This window comes from Pseudomonas sp. PA-6-3C, from assembly GCF_021605825.1.
Lineage (GTDB): Bacteria > Pseudomonadota > Gammaproteobacteria > Pseudomonadales > Pseudomonadaceae > Aquipseudomonas > Aquipseudomonas edaphica.
This window is the reverse complement of the sequence record NZ_WKDV01000069.1, coordinates 1-22228: the sequence shown is the minus strand read 5'-3', so window position 1 is coordinate 22228 and position 22228 is coordinate 1. Positions and strand designations below refer to the sequence as shown.

The window sequence follows — 22228 nt, the reverse complement described above, 5'->3', positions numbered from 1 at the left end:
TGACACTGGCTGGTGCTTGTTTTTCAAACCGTTCTAAAACCTTTTCCCACATAGCTTCGTCGTCCTGACTGAATTGATTAGGGGATTTTAAACCAAGACCTTGAAAGGCATGGCTCTTACAGCGGCTCACTTTTTGAGGGACCGGAATGCCGGCCCAGCAAAAAGTAAGCAAAAAGTCCTCGCCCCAACACTCGGTGCCTCGCTATGGCTCGGCATGCCCGCAATCCGTCAGTGATTTGGGGGGCGATTTCAGATCAAGATCAAAAGCGCAGATCAAAAGACTGCTGACTTCGTCATCGAAAAGAATGTAAGAGCCGGAGCAACAGCAACAGCAGAGCCATACTCGGTCAAAGGTGGGAGCTGGCTTGCCTGCGATGGCATCAACTCTGTGTGCCTGATATACCGAGGTGTCTGCATCGCAGGCAAGCCAGCTCCCACAGAAAAGCAGCTCTTCAGTGCATGCAAATCCGCAGTCGATCTCATATTCAAAACTGCATGCGCTCCCACATTTAGACCCCGCGGCATCAGGTAGATAGGCTTTTGCCTTGCACTTGATCTGGCTCTTGCTTCAACCACTCAGGTCGGCTTTCAGGCCGCCGTGCTGTAGATCTTGATCTTGATCTTGATCTTGCTTTTGATCTGAGACGCCCCGTTAACCACGATGGCCGAACGCAGGCTTGAATCCGTGGGTAACCCGGCAGGACGCCGGGTTAGCCGCGCTGGGCCAAGGATGGCCCATCGCGGCGGCCCACGGATTCAAGCCGGAGTGAGGGCACACCGAGCATTAGCGAGGTGCCGAGTGGTGGGGCGAAGACCTTTTGGTTACTTTTGGGGCGTTTGCCAAAAGTGACCCGCTGTAAGAGCGGAACCATAAGCGGCCGTTACCGCAGCAACGGATATGTACCCCACCAAACAACCACTCAAATCCCTCGATAGCGATCATTCAACGCATACAAAATCGCACACGTCTCCCCATCCAGCACCCCGCAATAATCGCGCGGCCGAAAGTGCATCTGAAACGCCCGCGTCCTCCATTCAAACGCCTGCCGGTTCCAGGCCGGTTTATACCCGCACCGCTGAAATGCCCGCTCCACCTCTACTTCCGGCGGCAACCCAAGACAAAACCGTCGCTGGTACATCCTGCGCGTAGTCTCATCAAACCAGGCGCCGATCCCGGCCTCGAACAAGTACCGCCAAGGCAACCGAGGCCCCGGATCACTCTTGCGCCAATACGCCACATCCGAATGCCCGAGCACATCCAGAGGCCCCACCTGCGGATAACGCCCAAGCATGTCGCGAACCAACGCGATCAACGTATCAACCTGCTCCCGGCCATATTCGGGGAAGGTAAAGACCCCGGCATCATCGCGCGCCAAATTGACGATCTCGATGCCGATCGCACGGCTGTTGAGGTTATCCAGCCCGCCCCAATGGCTAACCCCGGCATGCCAGGCCCGTTTGTCCTCGTCCACCAGGCGAAACACCCGCAGTTCGTCATAACCGGCAGCGCCATAGCTGCGCTCATCAGGGTCAGGAAGCAAATAGTGAGCGCTGACGCCACCTTGTGTCAGGGTACGCAAAGACGACGCAAAGGGCGCCGCGGTGTAATGCAGGATCACCTGCCGCACAGCCTCGCCATTGCGTTGATTAAAATCTTTAGCGGGGAAACTGCTGTCGATCACCAACATAAGAACCGTCCTTTTCAATACAGGCTGAGTCATTCAGCCCGTTCAAACGCAAAAAAATTACCGCCATCCTGAAGGGATCAATGTCAGGCTGGCGGTAATTATTCAGTGCTTGAAGAAAAGTCCTCAGCGTCGCAACGGCATCCCCAGATCGACCCGCAGGCCATCCGGTTGGCTGTCGAATTTCAGCGAGCAGGAGCAGCGCTGCACGATGGCCTGCACGATCGCCAGGCCCAAGCCACAACCCTCGCTGCTGCCATTGCGCCAGAAACGTTGGGTCAGGTATTGCAAGTCTTCGGCAGAAATCTGCTTGCCATGGTCGCGCACGCGAAATACCACGGTGTCGGCGCTGGTGAACACGCTCAGCTCAACGCGAGTGTCACCCGGCGTATGGCGCAGCGCGTTATCCAACAGGTTACGCAAGGCCGCTACCGCCAGGGCCACCGGCATTTCCACCGGCGCTTGCGTGAGGTTGTCCGCCAGGATCAGGTCGATGCGGCGGTTATCGCCGGCATTGGCATCCTGAATCGCCAGCCGCGCCACTTGTTCGGCACTTGATTGCAAGCCATCGTCAAACGACAAGCTGCCCTCGACCCGCGCCAGCAGCAGCAATTGCTCCAGGGTGCGATGCAAGCGGTCGGCGCCCTCTTCGGCGTGGGCCAGGGACTGGTCGCGGGCGGCGCCGTCGGTCATGCGGGCCACTTGCAGGTGGGTCTTGATCGCCGTCAACGGGCTGCGCAGTTCGTGGGCGGCATCGCCGGTGAGGCGGCGCTCGCGCTCGATGGTCTTGGCAATGCGCTGCAACAGCTGGTTCTGGGTGTCGAGCAGCGGCTTCAACTCGCTGGGCAGTGGGTGAATCTGCAGCGGTTCGAGGGAGTCGGCACTGCGGCGCATCAGGGCATCGCGCATGCGGTTAAGTGGCAACAGGCTTTGGCCGATGCCCAGCCACAACAGGCACAGGCAGCCCAGGAGGGCTACGCCCACCGGCACCGAGGCCGCCAGCAGGATCGACAGGTTCAGCGCCTCACGCTCCACCTGGCGGTCAGCGGTGGTGATCAGCAGGTCGCCACGGGACAACGTGAAGCTGCGCCAGCCCACACCGTCGATAATCTGGTCGCGAAAGCCACTTTTGCGCGACTCCAGGCCTTCATCCGGGGTCATGTGGCTGCGCGCCAGGATTTCCCCGCGCAGGGAGCTGACCTGGCAGGCCATGCCGCCTGGCACGTTCAGTTGTTCAGTGCGCAAATGCGTAGGCGCGCCGCTCACACTGGCCAGGCCCGGCATCTGCTCGGTCAGCCCGGCCACCATGCGCGCCGATGCCACCAGACGCTGGTCGAGGGAAAACATCATCTGGTTGCGCAGATCGTTGAGCATCCAGGCGGCTGCCAGAATCCAGATCAGCACAAAAGCGGCGCCCAACTTGAACGTCAGGCGCAGGCGCAAACTCATCACGACGCGTCCTCTCCCCCATCCGCCGTGCCCAGGCGATAACCGAGGCCGCGCACGGTTTCGACGATGCCGTTGCCCAATTTGCGCCGCAGGTGGTGGATGTGCACGTTGAGAGCGTTGCTTTCCAGTTCGTCGTTGAAGCCGTAGACGCTGTCTTTAAGCTGTTCGCTGGACAGCACACGGCCCTTGTTATGCAACAGGGCTTGCAACAAGGCTTGCTCGCGGCGCGACAGGTCGACCGGCTGGCCGGCCAGGAAGGTCTCGCGGCTGCTGGGGTCGTAGGCCAGTTGGCCATGTTCGATCAGGTTGACCCGGCGCCCCGCCACGCGGCGCAACAGGGTTTGCAGGCGTGCGGCAAGTTCACGCAGGTCGAAGGGTTTGAGCAGGTAGTCGTCGGCACCGGCTTGCAGGCCGTCGACACGGTTGGTGACTGAATCGCGCGCGGTAAGGATCAGCACCGGGATTTCCAGGCCCTGGCTGCGCTGTTGTTGCAACAATTTGAGGCCGTCTTCATCGGGCAGGCCGAGGTCGAGCACCATGATGTCGAACGTGGCGGCCTTGAGCATCGCGCGTGCGGCGGCGGCCGAGGCCACGCGCTCGACGGTAAAGCCCTGGGCGCCAAGCCCGGCCACGATGCCGCTGGCGATCAGTTCGTCGTCTTCACAGACCAGTACGTGCATGGTTAACCCTTCATGAAAGATGGGGGAATTAAAGGTTGGGCGGATTAAGCGCCGATTATGCCGTGAAAACCGGCAGGCTCAGTTTAGAATAGCGCCCGGTTAATCATCGGTTAATCAACGCCACACATTGTGTGCCTAACTTGCATCAAACTAAGGCTCGACCATGCGGTATCTGTTTACCTTTCTGCTGGTGTTATTCGCAGGGTTCGCCCAGGCCGCGCCGGGCAATCCATTCGAGAGCAAACCCGACTTCCTGCCGGTGGGCAAAGCGTTCACCTTTACCTCCGAGCGCCTTGAAAGCGGCGAAACCCAGCTGTATTGGCAGATTGCCGATGGTTATTACCTTTATCAGCAACGCATGAAGTTCGACGGGCTGGCGGAAAAACCCGTGCTGCCGCAAGGCGAAGCCCACAGCGATGAATTCTTCGGCGAACAGCAAGTGTACCGCCAGGGCCTGGAAGTGAAGATCCCGGCGGGCGCCACCGGCCAGCTCAAGCTGGGTTGGCAGGGCTGCGCCGATGCCGGCCTGTGCTACCCGCCGCAATCGATCACTGTAGACCTGGGCGGCAACCCGGCTGTTGCGGCGACCGCACAAGCCCAGGACCAAAGCCTGGCCAGCGGCCTCCAACAGCGCAGCCTGGGTTGGAGCCTGCTGGTGTTCTTCGGCCTGGGCCTGCTGCTGGCATTTGCCCCGTGCTCGCTGCCGATGCTGCCGATCCTCGCGGGTTTGGTGGTCGGCAGCGGCGCCAGCCCCCGTCGCGGCTTTGCCCTGGCCAGCAGCTACGTGGTGTGCATGGCGCTGGTGTATGCGGCGCTCGGCGTACTGGCCGCGCTGCTGGGCGGCAACCTTGCCGCCCTCCTGCAAACGCCGTGGATCCTTGGCAGCTTCGCCGCGCTGTTTGTGATCCTGGCCCTGCCGATGTTCGGCTTCTTTGAACTGCAACTGCCGACCTTCCTGCGTGATCGCCTGGACAACGTCAGCCGCCAGCAAAGCGGTGGCAGCCTGGTCGGCGCCGGTATTCTCGGTGCGCTGTCCGGCCTGTTGGTCGGCCCGTGCATGACCGCGCCACTGGCGGGTGCCCTGCTGTATATCGCCCAGAGCGGCAACGCGCTGCACGGCGGCCTGATCCTGTTCGCCATGGGCATCGGCATCGGTATTCCGCTGTTGCTGCTGGTGACCGTAGGCAACCGTTTCCTGCCCAAGCCAGGCACCTGGATGAACGTGCTCAAGGGCATCTTCGGCTTCCTGTTCCTCGGCACTGCCGTGCTGATGATCCGCCCGGTAGTCGGCGAAAGCCTGTGGCTCGGCCTGTGGGGCGCCTTGGCGCTGGTGATGGCTTACTGCGGCTGGACACTTGCCCGCGAATACGGGCTGGCGGCCAAGGTATTCGGCGCCGGCTCGCTGGTGCTGGGCCTGTGGGGCGCGCTGCTGGTTGTCGGCGCGGCCGGTGGCAGTGACGACCTGTGGCAACCGTTGAAGGTTTACAGCGGCTCCAAGGTTGGCGCTGCACCCAGCGCCCACGATGCGTTCATGACCATCAACGACCCAGCCGTGCTGCAAAGCCAGCTCGACAGCGCCAAGGCCCAGGGCCAGTGGGTGCTGGTGGACTACTACGCCGACTGGTGCGTGTCATGCAAGATCATGGAAAAACAAGTTTTCGGCCAACCCCAGGTGATGGACGCGCTTAAAGACGTGCGCCTGTTGCGCCTGGACGTCACCGCCGACAACGCCGCCAGCCGCGAGCTGCTCGGGCGCTACAAGGTGCCGGGGCCACCGAGCTTCGTGTGGATCGGCCCGGACGGTGAAGAACGTCGCGCCCAACGCATCACCGGCGAAGTGGATGCCGCCGCCTTCCTGCAACGCTGGACGCAAACCCGAGACGCGCGCTGATGCTGACCCTGACCATCGGTACGTTCGCCATCGCCCTGAATCACATCCTGCTGATCAGCGCGCTGATTCTCGCCACGCTGGTGGGTTGGCGCGTGGCCAAGCGTGGCGGTGAAAACCCCGAATCGGTGCTGTTCAGCCTGTTTTTGCTGGGCATGCTGGTGGCACGTTTAAGCTTTGTACTGATGTACTGGAGCGACTACAGCCACGACCCATTGCAGATAGTCGACCTGCGCGACGGCGGCTTCCTGCCCTGGCCCGGCGTGATTGCACTGGTGCTGGGCGCCGTGTTCTACGGCTGGCGCCGCCCGGCCATGCGCACACCGCTGAGTGCCGGGGTAGTCACGGGCCTGGTGTTCTGGGGCCTGACCAGTGTGTCCCTGAGCCTCTACGACAAGGGCGCACAATTGCCGGACATTACCTTGCGCAACGCCAATGGCGACGTGGTGCAACTGGCCGACTACAAAGGCGGGCCGCTGGTGATCAACCTCTGGGCCACCTGGTGCCCGCCGTGCCGCCGTGAAATGCCGGTGCTGGAGCGTGCGCAACACCAACGCCCGGACGTGACCTTCCTGTTCGTCAACCAGGCCGAAAGCATGCAAAGCGTCAGCACCTTTCTCGCCACCCAGGGCCTGACCCTCGACAACGTGCTGTTTGATGCGAGTGGCCGCCTTGGCCAGGCCGTGGGTTCGATGGCCTTGCCGACTACCCTGTTCTACCAAGCCGATGGGCGTCTGATCAACAGCCACCTGGGCGAGTTGTCCCAGGCCAGCCTGGCCCGAGCCATGGAACCCTTCGACACTGCCCCTGCTGCCACAAGGAAACCGACATGCCAAGACTCCGCCACCTGCTGACCCTGCTGCCGCTGACGCTTGCGGCCACACTGGCCCAGGCCGAAGACTGGCCGGCGCCGATCAAACAGATCGAAGCCAAGGGTGCCAAGATCCTCGGCAAGTTCGACGCGCCCAGCGGCCTCACCGGCTACGCCGCGCAATACCAGAACCGTGGCATGGCGCTGTACCTGACCGCGGACGGCAAAAGTGTGCTGGCCGGCAACCTGTACGACGCCCAGGGCAATGACCTGAGCAACGCGCCACTGGAGAAACTGGTGTACGCGCCGATGGCCAAGGAAGTCTGGGCCAAGATGGAACACAGCAACTGGATCCAGGACGGCGACAAAAACGCGCCGCGCACCGTCTACCTGTTCAGTGACCCCAACTGCCCGTACTGCAACATGTTCTGGGAACAGGCACGCCCGTGGGTCAAGGCCGGCAAGGTGCAATTGCGCCACATCATGGTCGGCATCATTCGCGAAGACAGCCCAGGCAAATCCGCCGCGCTGCTGGCCGCCAAAGACCCGCAAAAAGCCCTGGAAGAACACGAAGCCGCCGGCAAGGGCAGCAAATTGCAGGCACTGGACAAGATCCCGGCGGATATCGAAGCCAAGCTCGATGCCAACATGAAGTTGATGGAAGAGCTGGAACTGTCGGCAACGCCAGCGATTTTCTATCTGGATGACAAGGGTGGCTTGCAGCAACAGCAAGGCGCGCCGTCGCCGGACAAGCTGGTGAAGATTCTCGGGCCTAAATAGCCCATCAGATCGCTCCCTACGCTCTGCGTGGGAATGCCTCAGGTGACGCTCTGCGTCACGCTTTGGGACGCAGAGCGTCCTGGGCTGCATTCCCACGCAGAGCGTGGGAATGATCAGTCTGGATGACAAGGGTGGCTTGCAGCAACAGCAAGGCGCGCCGTCGCCGGACAAGCTGGTGAAGATTCTCGGCCCTAAATAGCCCATCAGATCGTTCCCTACGCTCTGCGTGGGAATGCCTCAGGTGACGCTCTGCGTCACGCTTTGGGACGCAGAGCGTCCTGGGCTGCATCCCACGCAGAGCGTGGGAACGATCAGTTACAAACCCTCCAACTCCGCCATCAGATCACTCAACCGATCGACCTTCTCTGCACTGATCTCATTGGCCGCCAGGCCGTCGATATACTCGGCCAACTCCACCACCGTGCTGCATTCGAACATCGCCCGCAGCGGCACATCCCGTTGCAGGGTTTTCTGCACCCGCGAAGCAATCTGCGTGGCCAGCAATGAATGCCCCCCCAGCTCGAAGAAGTTGTCCTGCACGCCTACCCTTTCGACCTTCAACACCTCAGCCCAAATCGCTGCCAGGGTAGCTTCCAGTTCGTTGCGTGGCGCCAGGTAATCCTGGCTGTGCAACTGGCCAATCTCCAGGGCCGGCAGAGCGTTGCGGTCCAGCTTGCCATTGGCGTTCAGCGGCAGGCGGTCAAGCCATAACCAGTGCAGCGGCACCATGTATTCCGGCAGCTCCGCGCGCAGGCGTTGCTTGATGCGGTCCAGGCGCTCGCCTGGATTCAGCGCTGCATCCGTCGCCACCAGGTAACCCACCAAATGCTTACCGTTGACGCCTTCCTGCACACCCACCGCCGCATCCCGCACATCCGGCTGCTCATGCAGGCGCGCTTCGATTTCACCCAGTTCGATGCGATAACCGCGAATCTTCACCTGATGGTCGATACGCCCGACATATTCCAGCACACCATCACTGCGCCGACGCGCCAGGTCGCCGGTGCGGTAGAGCCGCTCGCCCGGCGCGCCAAACGGGTTCGGGACAAACACCTGGGCGGTACGCAATGGGTCGCTGACATAACCACGCCCTACGCCCGTACCTGCCACACACAATTCGCCCACCGCACCTTGCGGCACCAGCTCCAGCAGACCATCAAGCAGGTACAAGCGGTTGTTATCGGTTGGCGTGCCAATCGGCAGATACGTGCCACGGGTCGACGCCAGGTCAACACGGAAGAACGCCACGTCATCCGAACACTCCGCCGGGCCATAAGCATTGACCAAACCAATCTGCGGGTAACGCAGCAACCACTGGTGCGCCAGCTCCGGCGGCATCGCTTCACCCGTCGGCAGCATCCAGCGCAAGCCATCCAGGCTCATGCGCTCCTGGGTCAGCATGCCCTGGATCAGTGACGGCACGCTCTCCAGCACGGTAATACCTTGGGCCTGCACGTGCGCCAACAAACCCTGCGGGTCATGGGCGATGGTGTTCGGCACAATATCCACCCGCGCGCCAAACAGCGGCGCGGCGAGGAACTGCCACACAGAAATATCGAAGCTCTGCGAAGCGGTCTGCGCGATCACATCTGTCTCGCTCAGTTGCAGATACGGCACCTTGCTCAACTGGTTATTGAGCATGCCGCGCTGTTCCACCATCACACCTTTGGGCAAACCCGTGGAGCCAGAGGTGTAGATCACATAGGCGAGGTTATCCGGCGTGCTGTAGATGCCTGGGTTTTCGCCACGGCCGGGCACTTCTTCCCATACCAGCAACTGGCAGTCGGTGCCGTCCAGCAATTCAATCGCCTGCTCGCGGCACGCCTCGGTGCACACCAGCAACGGCGTGCGGCTCAGGTCGATGATGCGGCTCAGCCGCTGGCTTGGCAGGCCTGGGTCCAGCGGCAGGTAACCGGCACCAGCCTTGAAGCTGCCGATGATCATGCCGAGCAAATCCAGGTTACGCTCGGCCAGCAGCGCCACCGGCTGATCCAGCCCGACACCGGCCTCGATCAGCGCGTAGCCCAAGCCGTTGCTGCGACGGTTCAATTCATCGTAGGTCCATTGCTGGTCGAGGCAACTGGCAGCGATGCGCTGCGGATGTTGCGCCACCTGCACTTCGAACAACTCGACATAGCTGCGTTCCAGCGGGTAGTCATGCTCGCTCTGGTTGCAGCCGTCGACCAGGAACGCCCGCTCTTGCTCGCCGATCAGCGGCAAGTCCGCCATGTCGCCATGGAAGCCCTGCACCAACGCCAGCAGCAGGCGTTTGAACTCGCCCAGCATGCCTTGCACGGTGGTTTCATCGAAATAACGCTGGTCGTAGGACAGGTGCAAGCCGAGGTCATCGCCCGGATAACACACGGCCGTCAGCGGGAAGTTGGTGTGGGTGCGGCCGGAGTCCGAGGTGGCATTCAGGCTTTGCGCACGGTCCAGCACCGAGACTTCCACCGGTGCGTTTTCAAACACGAACAGGCTGTCGAACAGCGGCTGGCCTTTAGGCAATTCGCTGTGTTCCTGGATAATCACCAGCGGCAGGTATTCGTATTCGCGCAGTTGCATATTGCTGTCGAGCAAGCCGCTCAGCCACTGACGCACACTGCAAGTCTGGTCGTCTTCCGGCAGTTTCACCCGCAGCGCGATGCTGTTGATGAACAGGCCGACAGTGCGTTGCATCTCGGGCATCTCCACCGGCCGCCCGGCGACGGTGACGCCAAACAGCACGTCACGATCACCGCTCAAACGCCGCAGCACCAAGGCCCACGCCGCTTGGGCGAAGGTGTTGACGGTGAGTTGATGGGCCTGGGCCAATTCGCGCAATTGCGCACCGTCGCGGGCATCCAGGCGGGTGTAGCAATCGCCTACCACCATGCCGCCGCTGTGGCCTGCGTGTTCACGCAGGAATGGCCGGTCGCTCGGGATCGGCGTGGTGCGCTCGAACCCTTGCAGGTTCTGTTGCCACCACTGGCGCGCTTCATTGAGGTTCTGGCGTTGCAGCCAGGCGATGTAATCGCGGTAGCGCGGCGGCGTGGCCAATTGCGCATCGCGGCCCTCGCCCAGGGCCATGTAGATGTCGAAGAAATCATTCATCAGCAACGAGCGGCACCAGGCATCGATCAGGATGTGGTGGTTGCTCATCATGAACCAGTAGCGCGCCTCGCCCACGCGGATCAGCCGCAGGTGGAACGGCGCCTGGTTGAGCAGATCAAAACCGGCCTCGCGCTCGGCCTTGAGCAAGGCTTGCAGACGCGGCTCCTGCTCGGCTTCGGGGTCACGGCTCCAATCCAGATACTCAATCGGCGTGCTGCCCGGCTTGTGGATCACCTGCAGCATGTCCTCGCCGACGTTCCAGCAGAACGACGCACGCAAGGCTTCATGCCGGGCGATCACCGCCTGCCAGGCCTGGGCGAAACGCTCGGGGTCGAGGGCGCTGTTGATGCGGTAGCGGTCCTGCATGTAGTAGAGGCCGGTGCCCGGCTCCAGCAAGGTGTGCAGCAGCAGGCCTTCCTGCATTGGCGTCAGCGGGTAGACGTCTTCGATGACGTTGGCCGGCACCGGCAGGCTGTCGAGCTGCGATTGAGTCAGGTGCGCCAACGGGAAGTCAGACGGCGTAAGGCCACCCGCCTCGTCGTTGAGGCAATGCGCGATCAGGCTTTGCAGCTCGCTCAAGTACCCATCCGCCAGTTCACGGATGGTCTGTGGGTCATGGCGCTCACGGCTGAAGGTCCAGCGCAGCAGCAACTCACCGCCGTACACCTGGCTGTCGACACTCAGCTCGTTGGGCAGCGGCGCATCCGGGTCGTGGGCCAGGCCCGCCGATTCATCCAGCGGGTGGAACAGTGCATCGGCGCCGAAGCTCTGGTCGAACTGGCCGAGGTAGTTGAAGGTGATCTGCGCCGTTGGCAATGCGGCCATGGTCTGTTTGCACTGATCGTCCGCCAGGTAACGCAGCACGCCATAACCCAGGCCTTTGTGCGGCACGCCGCGCAGTTGTTCCTTGATGGCCTTGATCGAGTCGCCCTGCCCGGCTTGCGGTGTCAGGCGCAACGGGTAAGCACTGGTGAACCAGCCGACGCTGCGGGTCAGGTCGATTTCATCGAACAGGGTTTCACGGCCATGGCCTTCCAGTTGGATCAAGGTCGAGGCGTGCCCCGTCCAGCGGCACAGCACGCGGGCCAAGGCGGTCAGCAGCAGGTCGTTGACTTGGGTGCGATACGCGCTCGGCGCCTGTTGCAGCAACTGTCGGGTATGGTCGGCACCCAGGCGCACGCTGACGGTCTCAGCCTCGCCATTGCGCAGTGAACCCTGTGGACGCGCCACTGGCAATTCCACCGCAGGACCGGCCAGTTGGTCTTGCCACAGGCTCAACTCTTCGCGCAGGGATTCGCTGCCGGCATAAGCGCGCAGACGCGCGGCCCAATCGCGCAATGCGCTGGTCTTGGCGGGCAGGCTGACGGACTGGCCGTCGCTCAACTGGCGGTAAACCGTTTGCAGGTCCTCCAGCAGTACGCGCCACGACACGCCGTCTACCACCAGGTGATGAATCACAATCAGCAGGCGTTGCTGGCCTTGCGGGCCGTCCACCAGCAAGGCGCGCAACAGCGGGCCATGCTCAAGGTCGAGGCTGCGTTGGGTGTCAGTGAACAGCTCAGTGCAGGCCTGCATATCGCGCACTTGCGCCTGCATCAGCACACCGCCTTGGGGCACGGCCAGGTGCTCGGCATGCCAGTGTGCGTCGCGCGTGGAGAAGCTCAGGCGCAAGGCGTCGTGATGCTCCAGCACCGCCAGCAGTGCTTGCTCCAGGCGATGGGGCTCCAGCAATTGCAGCGGCTTGAGCAGCAATGCCTGGTTCCAGTGCTGACGGTTGGGGATCTCGGTATCAAAGAACCAATGCTGGATCGGCGTCAGGCCCGAGCTGCCGGTGAGCAGCCCCTGCTCGGCTGTCACTTGCTCGGAGCGCGTAGCCACGGCGGCCAGGGTTTGCACGGTCTGGTGCTGGAACAAATCCCGTGGGCTGAAATGAATCCCGGCCTGCCGCGCACGGCTGACTACCTGGATCGACAGGATCGAGTCACCGCCCAGCTCAAAGAAGTTATCGTCCAGGCCGACTTGCTGCACGTTCAACACCGCGCACCAAATGGCCGCCAGGCTTTGCTCCAACTCATTGCGTGGCGCCACGTAGGTTTGGCGATTGGCCGCAGGATCCGGCTGCGGCAAGGCGCGGCGGTCGAGCTTGCCGTTGGCGGTCAGCGGCATGCTGTCGAGCACGATCAGGTGCGCGGGCACCATGTAGTCCGGCAGTTGCGCCTTGAGGTGCGCCTTGAGTGCATCACGCAAGGCGGCAGGGTCGGCGTCGCTGACCAGATACGCCGCCAGCTGTTTACCACTGGGTGAATCCAGCGCCAGCACCACTGCTTCGCGCACGGCTGCGTGCTCCAGCAGGCGCGTTTCAATTTCGCCCAGTTCGATACGGAAACCGCGAATCTTCACTTGATGGTCGATACGGCCCAGGTACTCCACCAGGCCGTCGGCGCGTTGGCGCACCAGGTCGCCGGTGCGGTACAAACGGCCGCCATCGGCAGCAAACGGATCGGCGACAAACCGCTCGGCCGTCATGCCAGGACGTTCGTGATAACCCTGGGCCAGACCGGCCCCGCCGACATACAGCTCTCCGGTCGCGCCTTGGGGCACCAGCGCCAGGTCGGCGTCGAGAATATAGGCCACGCGAGCGCCGATGATGCTGCCGATCGGCACGCTGGCGACGCCTTCTTCCAACACGTGCGGCGCCAGGCTGGCCAGCGGCATCACCACGGTTTCGGTCGGGCCATAGGCGTTGAAAAATAGCTCGGGCTGGAACACCGCACGAATCCGCTGCAAGTGTTCGCCGGTCAGCGCCTCGCCGCCGGTGATGCACATGCGCACCGGCAAAGTCTGTTGCCGGGTCGCCAGCCATTGCGCCAATTGGCTGCCGTAGCTTGGCGTGAAGCCGAGGATATTGATGCCATGGGCACGGATCAGCGCGCAGATTTCTTCGGCATCCCATTGGCCTTGAGCGCGCAACACCACCTGCGCACCGCTGAGCAACGGCACCAGTAAACGCTCGGTGGCGGCGTCGAAGTTGATGGAGTAGAAGTGCAGCTCGCAATCATCCGCGCGCATGCCAAAGCGCTCGATCACCGCCTGGCAATGCATGGCGATTTCGCCGTGGGACACCACCACGCCTTTCGGTTTTCCAGTGGAGCCGGAGGTGTAGATCAGGTACGCCTGATGTTGCGGCAGGCTGATAAAGGGCGGCTCGGCGGCAGGGTAATTGGCCAACACCGGCAAGTCATCTTCCAGGCACCAGCACGCGACCGTCGCCGGCAATTCACCGAGGGCTTCGAACATCGCCGCATCACTGAGCAGCAGGCCGATACCACTGTCTTCGATCATGTAGTGCAGGCGGTCGAGCGGGTATTCCGGGTCCAGCGGCACATAAGCGCCGCCGGCCTTGAGGATCGCCAGCAGGCCGATGACCATTTCCAGCGAGCGCGGCAGCGCCAGGCCGACCCGCACCTGCGGGCCAACGCCGCGCTCACGCAGCATCCACGCCAGGCGGTTGGCGCGCTCATCCAGTTCGCGATAACTGAGCGTGACCCCGGCAAAGGTCAACGCCGCTGCATCAGGGCGCGCCAATGCTTGTTGGCTGAACAGTGGGTGAATGCACTGATCCAGACGGTGTTCACCCGCTTCGATACCCAGGCTGCTCTGCAAGGCGCGCTGCTCAGTGGCCGTCAGCAAGGGCAACTCGCTCAGACGCTGTTGCGGGTTGGCGATCAACGCTTCCAACAGGTTTTGCCAATGTGCGGCCATCCGCGCAATACGCGGCTGGTCGAACAAGTCGGTGCTGTAGGTCAGGCAGCAACCCAGCCGATGGTCGAGGTCGGTGACTTCCAGGTTGAGGTCGAACTTGGTCGCCCGCGCATCGTTGACCAGGTATTCGACGCTCATGCCCGCCAGTTGGCGGCTCTGCTGGAATTCCCAGCGCTGCACGTTGCACATCACCTGGAACAGCGGGTTATATGCCGCGCTGCGCGATGGTTGCAGGGCTTCCACCAGATGATCGAATGGCAGGTCCTGGTGAGACTGGCCTTCGATCACGGTATGGCGCACCTGCTCGAACAACTCGGCCACATTCATCTGCCCATTGAGCTGGCAACGCAGCACCTGGGTGTTGAGGAATGCGCCGATCAGCCCTTCGCTTTCCGGGCGAATGCGGTTGGCCACCGGTGCGCCGATGCGCAGGTCGGTCTGGCCGCTGTAGCGGTAGAGCAGCACCGCCAGGGTGGCGGTCATGGTCATGAACAACGTCAGGCCACGTTCGGCGTTAAAGGCGCGCACGCGAGCGGCCAAGTCATCGCTCAGGTCAAAGCGGTACAGCTCGCCCTGATGGCTTTGCACCGGCGGCCGTGGGCGGTCGGCGGGCAGTTCGAGCAAAGGATGCTCATAGCCCAGTTGCGCAGTCCAGTAGTCCAGTTGGCGTTGGCGCTCGCCAGCCTCCAGCCACTGGCGCTGCCACACGCTGTAGTCGAGGTATTGCACCGCCAGCGGCGCCAGCGGCGAGTCGCGTTCGTCGATAAACGCCTCGTACAGCGCGCCGAGCTCACGGGCGAAGATGTCCATGGCCCAGCCTTCGGTGACGATATGGTGCAGGGTCAGCACGAAGTAGTGCTCTTGCTCGCCGGCCTTGACCACGCAGGCCCGCAACAGCGGCCCGGTTTCCAGGTTGAACGGCGTGTGAGCTTCCTGATCGGCGAAATCTTGCAGGCGCTGCTGACGCTCGGTTTCATTGAGCGCGGAGAAATCCTGCCAGCCCATGCGCATGCCGGTTTGCGGCGAGACCTTTTGGTACGCCACGCCATCGACGCTCGGGAAGGTGGTGCGCAGGGTTTCGTGACGCATGATCAAGGCTTGCAACGCCGCCTCAAAACGCCCCACATCCAGCACGCCGCGCAGACGCGCCATGCCGCCGACGTTGTAGGCCGGGCTGTCGGGCTCCATCTGCCAGAGGAACCACATGCGCTGCTGGGAATAGGACAGCGGCACCGGCGCGCTGCGGTCGACCCGGGCGATAGCGGTTTGCTGATTGCGTTGGCCCGAAGCCTGGATCGCGCCCACTTGCTCGGAAAACGCACCCAGCTCGCTGGCTTCGAACAAGCTGCGCAACGGCAACTCGACGTCGCAGGCCTGGCGGGTGCGGGAGATGATTTGCGTGGCCAGCAACGAGTGGCCGCCGAGGGCGAAAAAGTCGTCGCGCAGGCCAATACGTGGCAAGCCCAGCACTTCGCGCCAGATCGCGGCAATCTGCTGCTGCAACGGCGTTGCAGGCTCGATGTGCTCGCGGGTTTGCCACACAGGCTCTGGTAATGCGCGGCGGTCGAGTTTGCCGCTGGGGCTCAGGGGCATGGCGTCCAGACGCATCAGCAAGGCGGGCACCATGTACTCCGGCAGCTCGGCGGCCAAGGCGGTTTTTACCTCCTGCTCGGTAAGCTTCGCAGGCGCGGTGTAGTAACCGATCAGTTGTGCATCACGCACCAGCACCACGGCTTGGGCGATGCCGTCCAGCGCCAGCATCCGGGCTTCGATTTCTTCAGGCTCCACACGGAACCCACGCAGCTTGACCTGCTGATCAAGGCGGCCCAGGTATTCGAGCACGCCATCTGCGCTCCAACGCACACGGTCACCGGTGCGGTACAGGCGTGTACCTGCCGCGCCCAATGGATCAGCCACAAAACGCTCGGCGGTCAGCCCGGCGCGGCCAAGATAGCCGCGCGCCTGGCCGATGCCGCCGATGCACAGTTCGCCCGGCACACCGGCCGGTAATGGGTTGAGTTGCTCATCCAGCACGCGGCAGATCACATTGCCCAGCGGCCGGCCGATGGGCGAGCGTTCGCCATCCGCAACCTGGCAATGCCAGTGGGTCACGTTGATCGCGGTTTCAGTCGGGCCGTACCGGTTGTGCAGTTGCACCGCCGGCAGCTGCGCCAATACGCGGTTACGCAGCTCGGCAGGCAAGGCTTCACCGCCGGAGAACAGACGCCGCAGGCTGGTGCACTCAGTCACCAACGGCTCATCGATAAACAGCTGCAGCAGCGGCGGCACAAAGTGCAGCGTGGTCACGCCGTGTTCTTGTACCAGCTGCGCAATGCGGTGCGGATCGCGATGTTCGCCAGGGCCGGCCAGCACCAGGCGGCAGCCGCTGATCAGTGGCCAGAAGCACTCCCACACCGACACGTCAAAGCTGATCGGCGCCTTTTGCATCAGCACATCGGTGTCGTTGAGTTGATAGGTGGCCTGCATCCACTGCAAGCGCTCGGCGAGGGCCGCATGGGTATTGCCCACGCCTTTGGGCTGGCCGGTGGAGCCGGAGGTGTAGATCACGTAGGCGAGGTTGTCTCCATTCAAGTGCAGGCCCGGCGCCTGGGTCGGCCAGCTGTCCAGGTGCAGGCTGTCCATGGCGATCACGCACACGCCCTCGGTGGCCGGCAGCAGTTCAAGCAGTGCGGTTTGGCTCAGCAGCAGGTGCACGCCGCTGTCCTTGAGCATGTAGGCCAGGCGGTCGGCGGGGTAATCCGGATCGAGCGGCACATAGGCGCCACCGGCCTTGATGATTGCCAACAGGCCAATCAGCAGCTGCGGCGAACGCTCGGCGGCGATGGCCACGCACACATCCGGGCCGACGCCCTTGTCACGCAGGTAGTGGGCCAGGCGGTTGGCCTGGGTGTGCAGTTGGGCGAAGGTCAGGCTGCCGCCTTGCCAGACCAGTGCGGCGTTGTCAGAGATCTGTTGGCTGAGCAGCTCGGGCAGCCACTGCCGGGCCGGGGCACACGGGGCTTCGCTCCATGGCTGCTGCTCGTCTGTGTGCATCAGCTTGAGGTCGCCGATGGCTTGCTCCGGCTGCTCGCACACCGCGTGCAGCAGGTTGATGAAGTGCTCGGCGAGGCGCTGGATGGTCGCGCTGTCGAACAGCTCATCGGCGTAGTCGAACGCCAGGCTCAAACGCCCGTTGCGGTCTTCTTCAGTGTGCAGTTGCAGGTCGAACTTGGCTTCGCGACTGTGCCATGGCAGCTCATCGGCAAGCATGCCCGGCAAGCGGCGCAAGGCGCTCAAGTCGCGCTGCTGGTGGTTGAACATAACCTGGAACAGGCCTTGTTCGCGGGCCTGGGGGAAGGCTTCCAGCAGTTGTTCGAAGGGCAGGTCCTGGTGAGCCTGGGCGCCCAGCGCAGCCTGGCGCGTGGCAGCCAACAGCTGATTGAATGGCAGGCGCCCGTCCAGCTCAACGCGCAACACCAAGGTGTTGATGAAGAAGCCAATCAGGCCTTGGGTTTCCTGGCGTGGGCGATTGGCGTTGGGCACGCCGATACGAATATCGCGCTGGCCGCTGTAGCGGTAGAGCAGGCTCTGGAACGCCGTCAGCAACAACATGAACGGTGTGGAATCGTGAGCTTGCGCGGCCTGGCGAATGGCTTCGCTGAGCGTCGCGTTCAAGCGCACGCTATGGCGCGAGGCACTGTGGGAATGCTGCGCAGAGCGTGGATGGTCGGTGGCCAGGCTCAGGGCCGGGTGCTCATCACCCAATTGCGCCTGCCAATAGGCCAATTGCCGCTGGCCTTCGCCTTCGGCCAGCCATTGACGCTGCCAACTGCCGTAGTCGGCGTATTGCAGGGCCAGTGGCGGCAGTTCCAGGGTTTGGCCTTGGGTTGCGGCGGCATACAGACGCGAGAATTCGTCGATCAGAATGTTCAGCGACCAACCGTCGGCGATGATGTGATGCAAGGTCACCAGCAGTTGGTGATCTTCATCGTCCAGGCGCACCAGCGTCACCCACAGCAACGGGCCTTTTTCCAGGTCGAACTGGGTGCGCGCTTCGTCTTCACGGATCTGCTGCGCGCGGGCTTCGCGTTCGGCGCTTGGCAGGTCGCTGAGGTCGATCACTTCCAGATCGAAACCGGTGTTGGCCTCGACGCGCTGGAAGGCTTGGCCATCGCGTTCATAGAAGCGCGTGCGCAGGGCTTCGTGGCGCAGGATCAACTGCTGGAAGCTCGTGCGCACCGCATCTTCGTCCAGCTCGCCGCGCAACCGCAGGGCGCCGGGGATGGTGTAGGCGCTGCTGTGCGGGTCCAGTTGCCAGGTGATCCACAGGCGGTTCTGTGCCAGGGATTGCGGCAAGTCTGCCTGGCGTGACAAGGCCTGGATCGCGCCTTGGGCAATGCCGCCGTCTTGCTTCAATTGCGCCACATGGGCGGCGAACGCCGAAAGCGTCGGCGCCTCGAACAGCAGGCGCAGGTTCAGCTCCAGGCCCAGGCTTTCACGCAGGCGCGCGACCACCTGGGTGGCGGTGATGGAGTTGCCGCCGAGCAGGAAGAAGTGGTCATCGGCCGCCACGGTTGCGACCTGCAACTGCTCGCACCAGATCGCTGCAATCTGTTTTTGCAGCTCGGATTCAAGCAGCGCATCACTGGCCTGGGCTTGCAGATTCGGGAACTGCCCGTAGCTGTCGAGGCTGCCATCGGCATGACGAAGCGCGCAGGCCGAACGCTGCACCTTGCCGCTGGAAGTCTTGGGCAACGCGCCAGGGTTGAGCAGTACCACCACGCTCGGGGCTTCTTGATAGGCCTCGGCCACCGCCTGGCGAATCGCCTTGATCAAGGCCTCGGGCGGCAGGATTTTCTGCACGCTGCGGCTGACTTCTGCGGCAATGCCGATGCCTTCCAGGCCTTGGTGATTCACGGCGAACGCCGCGACCCGGCCTTTGCGCACCACCTCGACTTCGCGCTCGACGGTCTGCTCGATGTCCTGCGGATACAGGTTGTGGCCGCGCACGATCAGCAGGTCTTTAAGGCGACCGGTGATGTACACCTCGCCCTCGCGGATAAAACCCAGGTCGCCGGTGCGCAGCCAGGTGCGCCCCGCGTGTTGTACAAAGGTCTTGGCACTGGCCTCGGGGTTGCGCCAGTAGCCGTGGGCGATGCTGGGGCCGGCGGCCCAGAGTTCGCCGACACGGTTGTCGGGCAATTCGGTGAGGGTGTGCGGATCGGCGATCAGCACCGCGTGTTCCGGCTGGCTCGTGCCGCAACTCATGATCGCGCTGCCCTGCCCCGGTTCAGCGCGGTTGGCGGCCAGCGCCTGTTCATCCACACGCAACGCGGGGATGCCTTGACCACGGGTGCCACCGGCGACAAACAACGTCGCCTCGGCCAGCCCGTAGGAGGCGAAGAAATTATTCGAGGTGAAACCACAAACGGCAAACTTCTCGGCGAAACGTTCCAGGGTGTCGAGGCGGATCGGCTCGGAGCCCGAATACGCCACGCGCCATTTGCTCAAGTCCAGGCGTTCCAGCGCGGTTTCACTGACCCGCTCACTGCACAGGCGATAGGCGAAATCCGGCCCGCCGCTGATGGTGCCACCGTATTCGCTGATCGCTTCCAGCCAGCGCAATGGCCGGCCGAGGAAGTACGCCGGCGACATCAACACACAGGGCACGCCACTGAAGATCGGTTGCAGCAAGCCGCCGATCAGGCCCATGTCGTGGTACAGCGGCAGCCAGCTGACGATTACATCATCCGGGTGCAGATCAATGCCGAAGCCGCGACGGATCAGCACTTCGTTGGCCACCAGGTTGCCGTGGCTCACTTGCACGCCCTTGGGTAGCGCGGTGGAGCCGGAGGTGTATTGCAGGAAGGCGATGTCGTCCGCTTGCAGCGCGGGCTCGACCCAATTGCCAGCGCTCTGCAGGGTATCGACGCTCAATACCGGCGGCGCGTCCTCGATCTGCGCCAGGCCGTCGGCGAGGCTGGCGATGGTCAGCAGCAGGCGCGGCTCGGCATCGCTGATGATCGACAGCAGCCGCTCCTGATGATGGCGCTTGGTCGACTCCGGCGGATAGGCCGGCACCGCGATGACCCCGGCGTACAGGCAACCAAAGAACGCCGCGACGTAATCCGGGCCGCTGGGGAACAACAGCACCGCACGGTCGCCCAATGCCGCATTGGCCTGCAAGGCGGCGGCGATGGTGCGGGCGCGTTGGTCGAGGTCGCGGTAGCTGAGCACAACGCTGTCGGCGGCGGATTCGGCCAGGAAGCGCAGGGCCACCTGGTCCGGGGTCTGCGCGGCGCGGTGTTGAAGGGACTGGACCAGGGTGCGGGGAAGTTCGAAGGCGTCCATCATGGGGTTCCTGCCTGAAATCGGCTTACGGGAAAATCGGGAATTAGGGCCGTGCTAAACGGCAGCCAGTTGGCGCGCCGCATCATTGCGCCAGCGGGCCAGGTGCTCGTCGGCATAGCGACGCAGGCAGCGCAGCACCGCGCTTTCGTGCTGCACGAGGAAGAAGTGGTGGCCGTCGAACATATCCAGGGAGAAGCCGCTGGCGGCATCCAGTTGCCAGTCGAGCAACTGGTCGGCGCGCACACTGTCCTGCTTGCCGCCAAACACATGGATCGGCATGCCCAGTGGCGCGCGCTCGCCATAGGTGAAGCTGCCGCACAGCAGGAAGTCGGCGCGCAGAATCGGCAGCATCAACTGCATCAATTCCGGGTTGCACAGCGCCTCTTCGGCGGTGCCCTGCAGTTCGCGCAGGCGGGCGATCAGTTGTTCATCGGTCTTTTCGATGGCGTATTCGCTCACATCGCGGCGCGCCGGGCCGGCGGTACCGGAAGCAAATAACGCCAGCGGCGCAGGCAGATTGCGTGCTTTCAATGCATGCGCCAGTTCAAATGCCAGCAGGCCGCCCAGGCTGTGGCCGAACAAGGCATAGGGGCTGCCCAGGTCACGACCGATCTCGTCGGCAAGCTGCGCGGCCAAGGTTTTGATATCGCGCTGCAACGGCTCATCCATGCGCATGCCGCGACCCGGCAATTCCAGCGGGCACACCTGCAACCAGTCAGGCAGAGCCCGGCGCCAGCGTGCATAGACCATCGCGCTGGCCCCCGAATAGGGCAGGCAGAACAGGCGCAATCGCGTGGAAACGCTCATTGATCGCGGTCTCCAAACTGAAAAACGCTGCCTGCACGATAAAAACCCATTTCGCCCTCCTGCGGGTGCTGATCCTTGGCCGTTGGCTAACGGGCCTGTCACCCAGAAGAACGGACGGCCCGGGCAAATAATTAGTCGCCGGGAGCGAGGGAGGCGTAGTTCACAGCGAACAAGAAAGCATAAGATTAGTTCGTCTTCTCATTTGACAATCATTATCATTAAGCATAATTTGTTGCCCGATGTGTAGGAGGCCTCAGCAAGGACGCCCTCCCCTAACTCTTTCGCGACAAGGTGATTTCCATGACGGAACAAGTATCCACAGGCAGGTGCGACTCACCCCTTTTGCAGGCATTCGTCGACAATCGACTTATTTTGGTGAAGATCGCCGCCCGGATTACCGGTTGCCGCTCGCGCGCCGAAGACGTCGTGCAGGACGCCTACTTTCGGCTGCAATCAGCGCCGACCATCACCTCGTCGTTCAAGGCTCAATTGAGTTATCTGTTCCAGATCGTGCGCAACCTGGCGATCGACCACTACCGCAAGCAGGCCCTGGAGCTCAAATATTCGGGGACGGAAGAGGAAGGCTTGAATGTGGTCATTCACGGCGCTTCACCGGAAACTTCGCATATCAACTTCAACACCCTGGAAAACATCGCTGACGCCCTGACGGAGTTGCCCCAGCGCACCCGCTATGCGTTCGAGATGTACCGCCTGCACGGCGTGCCGCAAAAGGACATCGCCAAGGAGCTGGGCGTTTCCCCAACCCTGGTGAACTTCATGATTCGCGATGCGCTGGTGCATTGCCGCAAGGTGTCGGGCAGCCATAGCGATACGTTTGCGCGCAGGGTGTGAAGCTGTAGAGATATGTGGCGAGCAGGCTTGCCACAACAAGCCAGGCGGCCACAACAGGCCTGCGGAGATAATC

General features: G+C 62.7%; 9 protein-coding genes and 1 pseudogene. 5 read left to right on the top strand and 5 right to left on the bottom strand.

The window, feature by feature from the left end:
* Window positions 1–920: 920 nt before the first annotated feature.
* The 3 genes from GIW48_RS28525 to GIW48_RS28515 form a co-directional block, all read right to left on the bottom strand.
* On the bottom strand, window positions 921–1688 hold the full coding sequence (locus GIW48_RS28525) for an N-acetylmuramoyl-L-alanine amidase (protein ID WP_236461491.1): 768 nt from the start codon (window positions 1686–1688) through the stop codon (window positions 921–923).
* 123 nt (window positions 1689–1811) lie between these two features.
* Window positions 1812–3134, bottom strand: a complete 1323-nt coding sequence (locus GIW48_RS28520) for an ATP-binding protein (RefSeq protein ID WP_017134988.1) — start codon at window positions 3132–3134, stop codon at window positions 1812–1814.
* Window positions 3134–3814: a response regulator gene (locus GIW48_RS28515; RefSeq protein ID WP_017134987.1), complete on the bottom strand. Its 681-nt coding sequence runs from the start codon at window positions 3812–3814 to the stop codon at window positions 3134–3136. Before GIW48_RS28515 ends, GIW48_RS28520 begins: the two co-directional genes overlap by 1 nt.
* Window positions 3815–3977: 163 nt before the next feature.
* Between GIW48_RS28515 and dsbD the strand changes: the two genes are divergently transcribed.
* The 4 genes and pseudogenes from dsbD to GIW48_RS28495 form a co-directional block, all read left to right on the top strand.
* Window positions 3978–5705, top strand: a complete 1728-nt coding sequence (gene dsbD, locus GIW48_RS28510; RefSeq protein ID WP_169984801.1) for a protein-disulfide reductase DsbD — start codon at window positions 3978–3980, stop codon at window positions 5703–5705.
* Window positions 5705–6556, top strand: coding sequence for a TlpA disulfide reductase family protein (locus GIW48_RS28505; protein ID WP_017134985.1), 852 nt, complete (start codon window positions 5705–5707; stop codon window positions 6554–6556). Before dsbD ends, GIW48_RS28505 begins: the two co-directional genes overlap by 1 nt.
* Window positions 6532–7293: a thiol:disulfide interchange protein DsbG gene (gene dsbG / locus GIW48_RS28500; RefSeq protein WP_017134984.1), complete on the top strand. Its 762-nt coding sequence runs from the start codon at window positions 6532–6534 to the stop codon at window positions 7291–7293. The genes GIW48_RS28505 and dsbG overlap by 25 nt, the downstream gene beginning before the upstream one ends.
* 118 nt (window positions 7294–7411) lie before the next feature.
* Window positions 7412–7492 (top strand): annotated as a pseudogene (locus GIW48_RS28495) (thiol:disulfide interchange protein DsbG); the annotation flags it as partial.
* 116 nt (window positions 7493–7608) lie between these two features.
* Here the strand turns inward: GIW48_RS28495 and GIW48_RS28490 are convergent.
* Complete coding sequence (locus GIW48_RS28490; protein WP_236461494.1) at window positions 7609–20499, bottom strand: non-ribosomal peptide synthetase; 12891 nt, start codon at window positions 20497–20499, stop codon at window positions 7609–7611.
* 51 nt (window positions 20500–20550) lie between these two features.
* Window positions 20551–21303, bottom strand: coding sequence for a thioesterase II family protein (locus GIW48_RS28485; RefSeq protein ID WP_017134982.1), 753 nt, complete (start codon window positions 21301–21303; stop codon window positions 20551–20553).
* A gap of 300 nt (window positions 21304–21603) precedes the next feature.
* Between GIW48_RS28485 and GIW48_RS28480 the strand changes: the two genes are divergently transcribed.
* On the top strand, window positions 21604–22155 hold the full coding sequence (locus GIW48_RS28480) for an RNA polymerase factor sigma-70 (protein ID WP_005789991.1): 552 nt from the start codon (window positions 21604–21606) through the stop codon (window positions 22153–22155).
* The last annotated feature ends 73 nt before the right edge of the window (window positions 22156–22228 follow it).